This window comes from Streptomyces sp. NPDC005017, from assembly GCF_042873115.1.
In the GTDB taxonomy this organism is placed as follows: Bacteria; Actinomycetota; Actinomycetes; order Streptomycetales; family Streptomycetaceae; genus Streptomyces.
The window spans coordinates 59,587-72,798 of record NZ_JBIALD010000024.1 but is presented as its reverse complement, the minus strand read 5'-3'; the positions used below and the strand labels follow the sequence as shown (position 1 = coordinate 72,798).

Annotated in this window: 14 protein-coding genes; 10 read left to right on the top strand and 4 right to left on the bottom strand. The window is 69.5% G+C overall.

What is annotated here, in order from left to right:
- The first annotated feature begins 81 nt into the window (after positions 1-81).
- From atpB to ACFYR0_RS29375, 9 genes are all read left to right on the top strand, one after another.
- Positions 82-921: a F0F1 ATP synthase subunit A gene (gene atpB / locus ACFYR0_RS29415; protein WP_389334575.1), complete on the top strand. Its 840-nt coding sequence runs from the start codon at positions 82-84 to the stop codon at positions 919-921.
- A gap of 77 nt (positions 922-998) precedes the next feature.
- Complete coding sequence (atpE, locus tag ACFYR0_RS29410) at positions 999-1,220, top strand: ATP synthase F0 subunit C (protein ID WP_004925497.1); 222 nt, start codon at positions 999-1,001, stop codon at positions 1,218-1,220.
- A 53-nt stretch (positions 1,221-1,273) separates the two neighbouring features.
- Positions 1,274-1,810, top strand: a complete 537-nt coding sequence (locus ACFYR0_RS29405) for a F0F1 ATP synthase subunit B (protein ID WP_389334572.1) — start codon at positions 1,274-1,276, stop codon at positions 1,808-1,810.
- Positions 1,807-2,622 carry a F0F1 ATP synthase subunit delta gene (locus tag ACFYR0_RS29400; protein ID WP_389334569.1) on the top strand — a complete coding sequence of 272 codons (816 nt, stop codon included), beginning with the start codon at positions 1,807-1,809 and terminating at the stop codon, positions 2,620-2,622. The genes ACFYR0_RS29405 and ACFYR0_RS29400 overlap by 4 nt, the downstream gene beginning before the upstream one ends.
- 148 nt (positions 2,623-2,770) lie before the next feature.
- Positions 2,771-4,360, top strand: a complete 1,590-nt coding sequence (atpA, locus tag ACFYR0_RS29395; RefSeq protein WP_389334566.1) for a F0F1 ATP synthase subunit alpha — start codon at positions 2,771-2,773, stop codon at positions 4,358-4,360.
- Between the two features lie 20 nt (positions 4,361-4,380).
- Positions 4,381-5,301 carry a F0F1 ATP synthase subunit gamma gene (locus ACFYR0_RS29390; protein WP_389334563.1) on the top strand — a complete coding sequence of 307 codons (921 nt, stop codon included), beginning with the start codon at positions 4,381-4,383 and terminating at the stop codon, positions 5,299-5,301.
- Positions 5,301-6,737 (top strand): F0F1 ATP synthase subunit beta, encoded by a 1,437-nt coding sequence (gene atpD, locus ACFYR0_RS29385; RefSeq protein WP_389334560.1) that lies wholly within the window; start codon positions 5,301-5,303, stop codon positions 6,735-6,737. Before ACFYR0_RS29390 ends, atpD begins: the two co-directional genes overlap by 1 nt.
- Positions 6,738-6,848: 111 nt before the next feature.
- On the top strand, positions 6,849-7,223 hold the full coding sequence (locus ACFYR0_RS29380; protein WP_389334557.1) for a F0F1 ATP synthase subunit epsilon: 375 nt from the start codon (positions 6,849-6,851) through the stop codon (positions 7,221-7,223).
- Between the two features lie 170 nt (positions 7,224-7,393).
- Complete coding sequence (locus tag ACFYR0_RS29375) at positions 7,394-7,840, top strand: DUF2550 domain-containing protein (RefSeq protein ID WP_389334554.1); 447 nt, start codon at positions 7,394-7,396, stop codon at positions 7,838-7,840.
- Between the two features lie 20 nt (positions 7,841-7,860).
- On the opposite strand, the gene ACFYR0_RS29370 is transcribed toward ACFYR0_RS29375, so the two are convergent.
- From ACFYR0_RS29370 to ACFYR0_RS29360, 3 genes are all read right to left on the bottom strand, one after another.
- Positions 7,861-9,684: a glycosyl hydrolase family 18 protein gene (locus ACFYR0_RS29370; protein WP_389334551.1), complete on the bottom strand. Its 1,824-nt coding sequence runs from the start codon at positions 9,682-9,684 to the stop codon at positions 7,861-7,863.
- A 117-nt stretch (positions 9,685-9,801) separates the two neighbouring features.
- Complete coding sequence (locus ACFYR0_RS29365; RefSeq protein ID WP_389334548.1) at positions 9,802-10,443, bottom strand: response regulator; 642 nt, start codon at positions 10,441-10,443, stop codon at positions 9,802-9,804.
- Positions 10,440-11,639, bottom strand: coding sequence for a sensor histidine kinase (locus ACFYR0_RS29360; RefSeq protein WP_389334545.1), 1,200 nt, complete (start codon positions 11,637-11,639; stop codon positions 10,440-10,442). Before ACFYR0_RS29360 ends, ACFYR0_RS29365 begins: the two co-directional genes overlap by 4 nt.
- A 151-nt stretch (positions 11,640-11,790) precedes the next feature.
- Here ACFYR0_RS29360 and ACFYR0_RS29355 point away from each other — a divergent pair, with 151 nt between their 5' ends.
- Positions 11,791-12,366, top strand: coding sequence for a hypothetical protein (locus tag ACFYR0_RS29355; protein WP_389334542.1), 576 nt, complete (start codon positions 11,791-11,793; stop codon positions 12,364-12,366).
- A gap of 238 nt (positions 12,367-12,604) precedes the next feature.
- Here ACFYR0_RS29355 and ACFYR0_RS29350 read toward each other — a convergent pair whose 3' ends face one another.
- Positions 12,605-13,177 carry a cob(I)yrinic acid a,c-diamide adenosyltransferase gene (locus ACFYR0_RS29350; protein WP_389334539.1) on the bottom strand — a complete coding sequence of 191 codons (573 nt, stop codon included), beginning with the start codon at positions 13,175-13,177 and terminating at the stop codon, positions 12,605-12,607.
- Between the last annotated feature and the right edge of the window lie 35 nt (positions 13,178-13,212).

The following is a 13,212-nucleotide window of genomic DNA, read 5'->3' as shown; positions in this document are numbered from 1 at the left end:
ACATCCGAAACACCAGTCCCGTGCCGAACCGCGGCCGCACGCCGCGCCGACACAACGAGGTTGCCGTACCTATGCGCCACGATGAAGGAGCCCGCGGTGAGTGCTGACCCGACGCAGGTGCTCGCCTTCGAGACCGACTGCCACCTGTTCGACGGTTGTGGCTTCCCGGCTCCGGGCCTGCACTCGTTCCTGTTCGAGCCGCTCTGGGGCGACGCCGACGGCAACGGCTTCTACTTCAACAAGCCGATGCTGCTCGCGCTGCTCGGCTCGATCATCGTGGTCGGCTTCTTCTGGGCGGCCTTCGCCCGGCCGAAGCTCGTCCCCGGCAAGCTCCAGATGGTCGCCGAGGCCGGCTACGACTTCGTCCGCCGCGGCATCGTCTACGAGACGATCGGCAAGAAGGAGGGTGAGAAGTACGTACCGCTCGCCGTCTCCCTCTTCTTCTTCATCTGGATGATGAACCTCTGGTCCATCGTTCCCGTGGCCGCGTTCCCGGTGACGTCGATCATCGCCTACCCGGCGATCCTGGCCCTGATCGTCTACATCACCTGGGTCTCGCTGACGTTCAAGCGTCACGGCTTCGTCGGTGCCTTCAAGAACTTCACCGGCTACGACAAGTCGCTCGGCCCGGTGCTCCCGCTGGCCATGACGATCGAGTTCTTCTCGAACCTGCTGGTCCGCCCGTTCACGCACGCGGTCCGGCTCTTCGCGAACATGTTCGCCGGCCACACGCTGCTGCTGCTCTTCACCATTGCCACCTGGTACATGCTGAACGGCATCGGCATCGCCTACTCGGCCGTCTCGTTCACGATGGTCATCGTCATGACCGCGTTCGAGCTCTTCATCCAGGCGGTCCAGGCGTATGTGTTCGTCCTGCTGACCTGCACCTTCATCCAGGGCGCGCTCGCCGAGCACCACTGAGCACCGCCGCTTTCGAAACCCCCGCACTCGTCCGGTGGCCAACCCCCACCGGTCCGTAAAGAGAAGGAAGAACTGGCATGTCCAACCTTGCTGCTGTCACCGGTGACCTCGGTTCCGTCGGTTACGGTCTTGCGGCCATCGGCCCCGGCGTCGGCGTTGGCATCATCTTCGGCAACGGCACCCAGGCCCTCGCCCGCCAGCCCGAGGCGGCCGGTCTGATCCGCGCCAACCAGATCCTGGGCTTCGCCTTCTGTGAGGCGCTCGCCCTGATCGGTCTCGTCATGCCGTTCGTCTACTAAGACGAACCTGACGACCGTCCCTTTCGACGAAAGGCACTGATGTGAACCTCGCCATGATCCTGGCGCAAGAGGGTGAGAAGGAGAACCCCCTCATTCCGCCGTGGCCCGAGGTGGTCATCGGCCTCATCGCCTTCGTCATCGTCTTCGGCTTCCTCGCCAAGAAGCTCCTCCCGACCATCAACAAGGTTCTGGAAGAGCGTCGCGAGGCCATCGAAGGCGGTATCGAAAAGGCCGAGGCCGCGCAGACCGAGGCCCAGAGCGTTCTCGAGCAGTACAAGGCTCAGCTCGCCGAAGCCCGGCACGAGGCCGCGCGTCTCCGCCAGGAGGCGCAGGAGCAGGGTGCCGCGCTCATCGCCGAGATGCGCGCGGAGGGCCAGCGCCAGCGCGAGGAGATCGTCGCCGCCGGCCACGCCCAGATCGAGGCCGACCGCAAGGCGGCTTCGTCCGCCCTGCGTCAGGACGTCGGCAAGCTCGCCACCGACCTGGCCGGCAAGCTCGTCGGTGAGTCCCTCGAGGACCACGCCCGGCAGAGCCGCGTCATCGACCGCTTCCTCGACGAGCTCGAGGAGAAGGCCGAGGCCACGCGATGAACGGAGCGAGCCGCGAGGCCCTGGCTGCCGCACGCGAGCGTCTCGACGCGCTGACGGACTCCACGTCCGTGGACGCGACGCGGCTCGCCGACGAGCTGGCCGCCGTCACCGCGCTGCTCGACCGCGAGGTCAGCTTGCGTCGGGTCCTCACCGACCCGGCGCAGTCCGGCGAGGCCAAGGCCGAGCTGGCCCAGCGCCTGCTCGGCGGCCAGGTCGGCGGCGAGACCGTCGACCTGCTGGCCGGCATGGTGCGCTCCCGCTGGTCGCAGTCGCGCGACCTGGTGGACGCGCTGGAGGAGCTGGCGGACACCGCCGACCTCACCGCCGCCCAGCAGGCGGGCACGCTCGACGACGTCGAGGACGAGCTGTTCCGGTTCGGCCGGATCGTCTCCTCGAGCACCGAGCTGCGCGCCGCGCTGACCGACCGCAAGGCCACCACCGCCGCCAAGGGCGAGCTGCTGCGCAGCCTGCTCGGCGGCCGTGCGAAGGCCACCACCGAGCGTCTGGTGACGCGTCTGGTGACCGTCCCGCGTGGACGTAGCCTGGAGTCGGGACTCGAGTCCCTGTCCAAGCTCGCCGCCGAGCGCCGGGGCCGCATGGTCGCCGTCGTCACCTCGGCGGTGCCGCTGAGCGACGGCCAGAAGCAGCGCCTGGGCGCCGCCCTGGCGAAGCTCTACGGGCGCACGATGCACCTCAACCTCGACGTGGACCCCGAGGTCCTCGGCGGGATGCGGGTGCAGGTCGGTGACGAGGTCATCAACGGCTCGGTCGCGGACCGCATCGACGACGCCGCCCGCCGACTGGCGAGCTGACGCGGGCGCCCAGCGCCACGCCAACTGAAAACGCAAGACGTACCTACGGCCCATGTTGGGCCGTGCAGAGGATTCACCTCGTTCAGGGGGGAGTCCCCATCCCCCCAAAGTGAAACTTCGGGCCCAACAAGGAGAGCAGGGAACCCAGATGGCGGAGCTCACGATCCGGCCGGAGGAGATCCGGGACGCGCTGGAGAACTTCGTCCAGTCGTACAAGCCGGACGCGGCCTCGCGCGAGGAGGTCGGTACGGTCACCCTTGCCGGCGACGGCATCGCGAAGGTCGAGGGTCTGCCCTCGGCCATGGCCAACGAACTGCTGAAGTTCGAGGACGGCACCCTCGGCCTCGCCCTCAACCTCGAGGAGCGCGAGATCGGTGCCATCGTCCTCGGCGAGTTCAGCGGCATCGAAGAGGGCCAGCCGGTCACCCGCACCGGTGAGGTCCTGTCGGTCGCCGTGGGCGAGGGCTACCTCGGCCGCGTCGTCGACCCGCTCGGCAACCCGATCGACGGCCTCGGCGAGATCGAGACCAGCGGTCGCCGCGCCCTCGAGCTGCAGGCCCCCACGGTCATGCAGCGCAAGTCGGTGCACGAGCCGATGGAGACCGGCTACAAGGCCGTCGACGCGATGACCCCGATCGGCCGTGGTCAGCGTCAGCTGATCATCGGTGACCGCCAGACCGGCAAGACCGCCCTGGCCGTCGACACGATCATCAACCAGCGCGACAACTGGCGCTCGGGCGACCCGAAGAAGCAGGTCCGCTGCATCTACGTCGCCATCGGCCAGAAGGGCTCCACCATCGCCGGCGTGCGCCGCGCGCTGGAGGAGAACGGCGCGCTGGAGTACACGACCATCGTCGCCGCCCCGGCGTCCGACCCGGCCGGCTTCAAGTACCTCGCCCCCTACACCGGCTCGGCCATCGGCCAGCAGTGGATGTACGAGGGCAAGCACGTCCTGATCATCTTCGACGACCTGTCGAAGCAGGCCGACGCCTACCGCGCCGTGTCGCTGCTGCTGCGCCGTCCGCCGGGCCGTGAGGCCTACCCGGGCGACGTCTTCTACCTGCACTCCCGTCTGCTGGAGCGCTGCGCGAAGCTCTCCGACGACCTGGGCGCCGGTTCGATGACGGGTCTGCCGATCGTCGAGACCAAGGCCAACGACGTCTCGGCGTTCATCCCGACCAACGTCATCTCCATCACCGACGGCCAGTGCTTCCTGGAGTCCGACCTGTTCAACGCCGGTCAGCGTCCGGCCCTGAACGTCGGTATCTCGGTCTCCCGCGTCGGTGGCTCCGCCCAGCACAAGGCGATGCGCCAGGTCTCCGGCCGTCTCCGTCTGGACCTCGCCCAGTACCGTGAGCTGGAGGCGTTCGCCGCCTTCGGTTCCGACCTGGACGCCGCGTCGAAGGCGCAGCTGGAGCGCGGTCAGCGCCTGGTCGAGCTGCTCAAGCAGCCTCAGTACCAGCCGATGCCGACCGAGGACCAGGTCGTGTCCGTGTGGGCCGGCACCACCGGCAAGATGGACGACGTCCCGGTCGCCGACATCCGCCGCTTCGAGAAGGAGCTGGTCGAGTACCTGCACCGCTCGGAGCAGGGCCTGATGACCTCCATCAAGGAGGGCGCCAAGATGTCGGACGACACCCTGACCGCTGTTGCCGACGCCATCGCCGCCTTCAAGAAGCAGTTCGAGACCTCGGACGGCAAGCTTCTCGGCGAGGACGCCCCGGCCGCGGCCAAGTGACGTAGGAAGGGACCTGACTCATGGGAGCCCAGCTCCGGGTCTACAAGCGTCGCATCCGCTCCGTCACCGCGACCAAGAAGATCACCAAGGCGATGGAGATGATCGCCGCCTCGCGCGTCGTCAAGGCGCAGCGCAAGGTGGCGGCCTCCACGCCGTACGCGCAGGAACTGACCCGCGCGGTCACGGCGGTCGGCACCGGTTCGAACACCAAGCACCCGCTGACCACCCAGGCCGAGACGGTCACCCGGTCCGCAGTACTCCTGCTGACCAGCGACCGTGGTCTGGCCGGCGCCTTCAACGCCAACGCCATCAAGGCGGCGGAGAAGCTGACGGAGCGTCTTGAGGCCGAGGGCAAGGAGGTCGACACGTACATCGTCGGCCGCCGCGGTCTGGCCCACTACAACTTCCGCGAGCGCAAGGTCGCGGAGTCGTGGTCGGGCTTCACCGACGAGCCCGCCTACGCGGACGCCAAGAAGGTCGCGGGTCCGCTGATCGAGGCCATCGAGAAGGAGACGGCGGACGGCGGCGTGGACGAGCTCCACATCGTCTACACCGAGTTCGTGTCGATGATGACGCAGACGGCGGTGGACAGCCGGATGCTGCCGCTCAGCCTCGACGAGGTCGCCAAGGAGACCGCCCCGTCCAAGGGCGAGATCCTCCCCCTGTTCGACTTCGAGCCGTCGGCGGAGGACGTCCTCGACGCCCTTCTGCCGCGCTACGTCGAAAGCCGTATCTACAACGCGCTGCTGCAGTCGGCCGCTTCCAAGCACGCCGCCACCCGCCGCGCGATGAAGTCGGCCACCGACAACGCGGGCGAGCTGATCAACACGCTCTCCCGTCTTGCCAACGCGGCCCGCCAGGCCGAAATCACCCAGGAAATCAGCGAGATCGTCGGTGGCTCCGCAGCCCTTGCCGACGCGACCGCGGGGAGTGACAAGTAATGACGACGACTTCTGAGACGGCCGTTGCCACGGGCCGCGTCGCCCGGGTCATCGGTCCGGTCGTCGACGTGGAGTTCCCCGTCGACGCCATGCCGGACATCTACAACGCCCTGCACGTCGAGGTCTCCGACCCGGCCAACGAGGGTGAGAAGAAGACGCTGACCCTGGAGGTCGCCCAGCACCTGGGTGACGGCCTGGTCCGCACGATCTCGATGCAGCCCACCGACGGTCTGGTCCGCCAGGCCCCGGTCACCGACACCGGTGCCTCCATCACGGTGCCCGTCGGCGACTTCACCAAGGGCAAGGTGTTCAACACCCTCGGTGAGGTGCTGAACGTCGACGAGTCCTACGAGGGCGAGCGCTGGGGCATCCACCGCAAGGCCCCGAACTTCGACGAGCTCGAGTCGAAGACCGAGATGTTCGAGACCGGCGTCAAGGTCATCGACCTTCTCACCCCGTACGTCAAGGGTGGAAAGATCGGTCTGTTCGGTGGTGCCGGCGTCGGCAAGACGGTGCTCATCCAGGAGATGATCTACCGCGTCGCCAACAACCACGACGGTGTCTCCGTGTTCGCCGGTGTCGGTGAGCGCACCCGTGAGGGCAACGACCTCATCGAGGAGATGGCCGACTCGGGCGTCATCGACAAGACCGCCCTGGTCTTCGGTCAGATGGACGAGCCCCCGGGCACCCGTCTGCGCGTGGCCCTCGCCGGTCTGACCATGGCGGAGTACTTCCGCGATGTGCAGAAGCAGGACGTGCTGTTCTTCATCGACAACATCTTCCGCTTCACCCAGGCCGGTTCCGAGGTGTCGACCCTGCTCGGCCGTATGCCCTCCGCGGTGGGCTACCAGCCGAACCTGGCCGACGAGATGGGTCTCCTCCAGGAGCGCATCACCTCGACCCGCGGTCACTCGATCACCTCGATGCAGGCGATCTACGTCCCCGCGGACGACCTGACCGACCCGGCGCCGGCCACCACGTTCGCCCACCTCGACGCGACGACGGTTCTCTCCCGTCCGATCTCCGAGAAGGGCATCTACCCGGCCGTGGACCCGCTGGACTCCACGTCCCGCATCCTGGACCCGCGGTACATCGCGGCGGACCACTACAACACCGCGATGCGCGTCAAGACGGTGCTGCAGAAGTACAAGGACCTCCAGGACATCATCGCGATCCTCGGTATCGACGAGCTCGGCGAGGAGGACAAGCTCGTCGTCCACCGTGCCCGTCGCGTGGAGCGCTTCCTGTCCCAGAACACCCATGTCGCCAAGCAGTTCACCGGCGTCGACGGGTCGGACGTGCCGCTGGACGAGTCGATCGCCGCGTTCAACGCGATCATCGACGGCGAGTACGACCACTTCCCGGAGCAGGCGTTCTTCCTCTGCGGTGGCATCGAGGACCTCAAGGCCAACGCCAAGGAGCTGGGCGTCTCCTGAGCCTCGCGCTCGGCCGGAGGGGGCGGGCGCGTCCTGCCCCCTCCGCCACGCCCATTAGACTTGTAACCAACACCCGGCAGACCCGCCGGGTGGTGACCCGAGGAGCCACCCTTGGCTGCTGAGCTGCACGTCGCGCTGGTCGCGGCCGACCGAGAGGTCTGGTCCGGCGAGGCCACCCTGGTCGTCGCGCGCACCACGTCCGGCGACATCGGCGTCATGCCCGGTCACCAGCCGCTGCTCGGTGTGCTGGAGTCGGGCCCCGTGACCATCCGTACGAGTGACGGTGGAACCGTGATCGTCGCGGTGCACGGCGGATTCATCTCGTTCGCGGACGACAAGCTGTCGCTGCTGGCGGAGGTCGCCGAGCTCTCCGAGGAGATCGACGTCCAGCGTGCGGAGCGGGCGCTGGAGCGCGCCAAGTCGGTGGAGGACGCCTCCGCCGAGCGTCGCGCCGAGGTCCGCCTGCGGGCGGCGACGGCGCGCTGACCCACCGGCGCCCCTGGGGGTGACCCCAGGTCCTCCAGACACTGGGGGAGTCACGCGATGATGTAACTCAGCCGCGGCTGGGACCGGAGCTCTCCGGTCCCAGCCGCGGCTGAGGCAGATCTGGGTGTTTTTTACGTTCCGTTACCTAGGAGACGAGGAGGTCGGTGTCGATGGTCCTCGCTCTGACTGTGTGCGGAATCGTCGTGGCGCTCGTGGTGCTGGGGCTGTTCGTCTTCGGTCTGCGCCGCAGACTGATCCAGCGTTCCGGGGGCACCTTCGACTGCAGCCTGCGCTGGGACGTCCCCGAGGGGGGCGACACCAGCGGCAAAGGGTGGGCGTACGGTATCGCCCGCTACAGCGGTGACCGTATCGAGTGGTTCCGGGTCTTCTCCTACGCGCATCGTCCGCGCCGCGTCCTGGAGCGTTCCGCGATCGAGGTGGCCGGCCGCCGCGTCCCCGAGGGCGAGGAGGAGCTGGCCCTGCTGTCCGACGCGGTGATCCTGGTCTGTCTGCACCGGGGCACACGTCTGGAGCTCGCGATGAGCGAAGACGCGCTGACCGGTTTTCTCGCGTGGCTTGAGGCAGCCCCGCCCGGTCAGCGCGTCAACGTCGCTTAGTGGAACTCTTCAGTCAGCTGTTACTTCAGACCGTTGCTGATGGCGCCGACCAGCTCACCGTTGCTGGTGTCGCCGGAGAACTCCCAGAAGAAGGCGCCGCCCAGGTTCTGGGACTTGGCCCACGCCATCTTCGTGCCGATGGTGGCCGGGGTGTCGTACGACCACCAGTTGGTGCCGCAGTGGGCGTACGCCGTGCCGCCGACGGTGCCGGTGGCCGGGCAGGCCGTCTTGAGGACCTTGTAGTCCTCGATGCCGGCCTCGTAGGTGCCGGGAGCCGCGCCGGTCGCCGTGCCGCCGGGGGCGGCCTGGGTCACGCCGGTCCAGCCGCGGCCGTAGAAGCCGATGCCGAGCAGGAGCTTGCTCGCCGGGACGCCCTTGGCCTTGAGCTTGGCGATCGCGTCGGCCGAGTTGAAGCCGGCCTTCGGGATGCCCGAGTACGAGGTCAGCGGGGAGTGCGGGGCCGTCGGGCCCGTCTTGTCCCAGGCGCCGAAGTAGTCGTAGGTCATCACGTTGTACCAGTCGAGGTACTGCGCGGCGCCGCCGTAGTCGGCCGCGTCGATCTTGCCGCCGGAGGAGGCGTCAGCGGTGATGGCGGCGGTGATCAGGTAGTTCTGGCCGAACTCGGCACGCAGCGCCTGGGAGAGGTTCCTGAAGGCCGCGGCGCCGGAGGTGTCGCAGGTCAGACCGCAGGCGTTCGGGTACTCCCAGTCGATGTCGATGCCGTCGAACACATCGGCCCAGCGCGGGTCCTCCACGACGGCCTTGCAGGACTTGGCGAACGCGGTCGCGTTGGCCGCGGCCTGGCCGAAGCCGCCGGAGTAGGTCCAGCCGCCGAACGAGTACAGCACCTTGATGTGCGGGTACTTGGCCTTCAGCTGGCGCAGCTGGTTGAAGTTGCCGCGCAGCGGCTGGTCCCAGGTGTCGGCGACACCGGAGACGGACTGGTCGGCGGTGTACGCCTTGTCGTAGGCGGCGTAGGTGTCGTCGACGGTGCACTGACCGTTCTTGACGTTGCCGAACGCGTAGTTGATGTGGGTGATCTTCGACGCGGAGCCGGAGGTCACGAGGTTCTTGACGTGGTAGTTGCGGCCGTAGACGCCCCACTCGGTGAAGTAGCCGAGGTTGACCTTGGCGCCGGGCTGCGGGTCGGTGCCGCCGCCGGTGGTGCGGACGGCGACGGAGCCGCTGGCCGGGCCGGTCTGGTCGGCGGTGTCACGGGCCTGGACGGTGTAGGAGTAGTCGGTGCCGGCGGTGAGGCCGGTGTCGGTATAGGTGGTGCCGGTGACGGTCGCGACCTTGGTGCCGCCGCGCAGGACGTCGTAGTTCTTGACGCCCTTGTCGTCGGTGGCCGCCGACCAGCTGAGCTTCACCGAGGTGTCGGTGACGCCGGAGGCGGTCGGGGTGCCCGGCGCGGACGGTGCGGTGTCGCCGGGGACCGTCGGGCCGCCGTCGCAGCTGCCACCGTTGATCTTGCAGTTGGAGGGCGAGCCGGGGCCGGCGCCGTTGAAGCCGAAGGAGATGGAGGCACCGGGGTTGAGGGTGCCGTTCCAGGTCTTGTTCTTGGCGGTCCAGTGGTTGCCGGCGGAGGTGACGTCGGCGTCCCAGGCGGAGGTGACGGACGTGCCGGAGGGGAAGTCCCACTCGACCGTCCAGGAGTTGATGGTCGTGTCACCGGTGTTCTTCACCGTCCACTGGCCGCCGAAGCCGGTGCCCCAGTCCTGGGTCTTGGTGAAGGTGGCGGTGGCACTGGTCGCCGCCTGGGCGGGGCTGGCGAGCCCCACCATTCCGGCCAGCGGGAGCAGCAGGGTCGCGAACCCTGCCGCAGCTCTGTGTCCGAAGCGCATGCGCTTCTCCTCAGGGGGTGTTGGGGGCATGACTGAGCCTTCACGCCCACGGTGCCGCGAGGATAGGAAAGGTCTGGACCAGAGGTCAATAGGTCTGGACCACTCTGGCGGTGTGTACTACCTCAGTCCCAACTCCTGGGCGAGCACCGCCGCTTGCACCCGGCTGCGCAGTTCCAGCTTCCCCAGCAACCGGCTGACGTGCGTCTTCACCGTCGCCTCGGCCATGTCCAGACGGGCCGCGACGGCCGCGTTCGACAGTCCCTCGCCGAGGCAGATCAATACTTCGCGCTCACGCGGTGTCAGCGACTCCAGCAACGCCGGATCGGCCTTCGGGCGGGCAGGCCCGGAGGCGAACTCGGCGATCAGACGCCGGGTCACCGCCGGCGCGATCAGGCCCTCGCCCCGTGCGACCGTGCGCACCGCCTCCAGCAGGTCCCGGGCGTCGGTGTCCTTCAGCAGGAACCCCGCCGCCCCGGCCCGCAGCGCCCCGAACACATACTCGTCGAGGTCGAAGGTGGTCAGCACCAGCACGTCCGCCAGCCGCTCCGCGACCACCGCCCGGGTCGCCGACACCCCGTCCATGCGCGGCATCTGAACGTCCATCAGCACCAGATCCGGCCGCAGCTCCCGGGCCAGCTCCACCGCCTGCTCGCCGTCGGCCGCCTCGCCGACCACCTCGACGTCGGGCGCGCTGCGCAGGATGAGCACCAGCCCGGCGCGGACGGCGGACTGGTCCTCGGCGACGAGGACGCGGATCATGCGGGATCTCCTTCGGCAGTGGGAAGCGTCGCGCGGACCGCCCAGACCCTGCCGTCCGGGGAGTCCTCCGCACCCGCCCGGAGCGTGCCGCGCAGCAGCGTGGCCCGCTCCCGCATCCCCACCAGCCCGGCGCCCGAGCCGGGAGCGCGCGGCCCGTCGTGGCCGCCGCAGGGACTGGTGACGGTCAGGGACAGCGCGCCCTCGCAGGCGCGCAGCACGACCGAGACCCGGCCGGGGCCCGCGTGCTTGAGGGCGTTGGTCAGCGACTCCTGGACGATGCGGTACGCGGCGAGCTCGACCGGCGCGGGGACACCGGCCGGGGAGTCGCCGTCCAGGGACACGTCCAGGGACACGTCCAGGCCGTTGCTCCGGGCCGAGGCGACCAGCGCGTCCAGGCCGTCCAGGGTGGGTGTGGCGGCGGGCTCGCCGTCCCCGCTGCCGTCGCGCAGGATGCCGATGAGACGGCGCATCTCGGCCAGCCCCGCGACACTGTTCTCCCGGATCACCCCGAGCGCCTGCCGGGTGGTGGCCGGCTCGTCCAGGGACAGCGCGGCGGTGGAGTGGATGGCGATCGCCGACAGATGGTTGGCGACCATGTCGTGCAGCTCCCGCGCCATCCGGGCGCGCTCGGCGGTGACCGCCTGCACCCGGTCCATCTCGGCCAGCAGCGCCGTGCGTTCGGCCGCCAGCCGGGCCGCCTCGGCGGCGTCCCGGTGGTTGCGCACGATCAGGCCCGTGGCCGCGGGCGCGAACGCCACCACTCCGACGGCCACGCCGATCAGCAGCGCCTCGGGCACCCGCCACATCGCGTACGGCACCACCATCCCGGCCACCGACATGATGCCGGTCACCCGGGGGACACGGCGGGCCGCGGCGGGCGGGCCGTACAGCACGGACGCGTAGATCACGTCCGTGAACATCACGACGGTGACCAGATTGCCCTGGGTCAGCAGATCCGCGAAGACCGCCGCCGTCGCCACCAGCAGGGCCTGGCGCGGCGCGGTCCGCCGCAGCAGCTCGCAGCCCGCCATCACCACCAGCGGCACCAGGACCGGCCAGCGGCCCGGCCACACCACGACCGGCTCGTCCGCCGCCCGCGAGCCCAGCCCCAGGCCCCACAGCAGCAGACCGCCCAGCAGCCCGGCCAGCGCGATGAGCACGTCGAAGCGGCGGGGGCGGGGGAGCGCGGACAGCATGCCCTCATCCAACACCGCCGCCGGACCGCGCGCGTGCACCCCGGGGACGGTCCCGGCTGCATCTTTCGATGTAGTGCGGGTTCCTCACCGCCGACGACGCGCGGCGCGCGGACCGCCGGGAGCCTGGAAGGGTGACCGAGAGGAGCGAGCCGTGATCGTCGGACTGATCGTCGCCTGTGAAGTGGCTTTCTGGGTGCTGCTGGCCGGGGGACTGACCCTGCGCTACGTGCTGAGGATGCCGCGCCTCGGGCTGGCCCTGCTGCTGTGCGAGCCGCTGCTGGAGATCCTGCTGCTCGCCGTCACCGCGGTCGACCTCAAGAACGGCGCCGAGCCCGACTGGAAGCACGGCCTGGCCGCCGTGTACATCGGTTTCACGGTGGGTCTCGGCCACGCCACCGTCAAGTGGGCCGACGCCCGCTTCGCCCACCGTTTCGCCGACGGACCGCCGCCGCCCCGGCCGCCGAGGTACGGCACCGCCCGCGCGGTCCACGAGTGGAGGGTGGCCGGCCGCTGGACCCTCGCGGCCGTGGTCGCCCTCGCCCTCCTCCAGGCCGCCGCCTGGTACGTCGGCGGCGACGGGGACACCAGCTCGCTGCGCTCCTGGCAGCAGCGCATGCTCTGGGTGATCGGCATCAACCTGGTCATCGCGACGAGCTACACCCTCTTCCCGAAACGCGAGAAGACCTCACCCGCCCGGGAGCACGTCGCCCCCGACCGCCGCCCTTAGGAGTACGGGGCTGTACCGACCCGCGGCTCCGCCGCGCGGGCGCGACGTCGGCTCCGACCGCCGCCCATAGGGGCGCGGGGCTGTGCCGATGCGCGGCTCGCCCGCGCGGGCGCGACCAGCGCCCCCGACCGCCGCCCTTAGGGGCGCGGGGCTGTGCCGAATACGCGGCTCCGCCGCGCGGGCGCGACCAGCCCCCACGGCGCCGCACCCGAAGAACCGCCCGGCCCAGCGCCCAGCGTCACCGCTCGCCGCCGGGCACCCACAGCACGTCCCCGACCTCCTTGTTCGCGGTGCGCGCGAGGATGAACAGCAGGTCCGAGAGCCGGTTGAGGTAGGTCGCCGTGAGCGGGTTCATGACCTCCTCGTACACCTCCAGCGCCGCCCAGGTCGAACGCTCGGCCCGCCGTACGACCGTGCAGGCCTGGTGCAGCAGCGCCGCGCCCGGGGTGCCGCCCGGCAGGATGAACGACCTCAGCTTCTCCAGCCGCTCGTTGAAGCGGTCGCAGTCGGCCTCCAGCTTGTCGATGTAGAACTGCTCGACCCTCAGCGGCGGGTACTCCGGGTCCTCCACCACGGGCGTCGACAGATCCGCACCCACGTCGAACAGGTCGTTCTGCACCCGGGTGAGGACCGCGACGACCTCCTCCTCCAGACCGCCCAGCGCGACGGCCGTCCCGATGACCGCGTTGGCCTCGTTGGCGTCGGCGTACGCCGAGATCCTCGGATCGGTCTTGGCGACCCGGCTCATGTCGCCGAGGGCGGTGGTGCCCCGGTCGCCGGTCCTGGTGTAGATGCGCGTCAGATTGACCATGGGATCAGGGTAGTTACGCCTTCTGCCGCCCACCG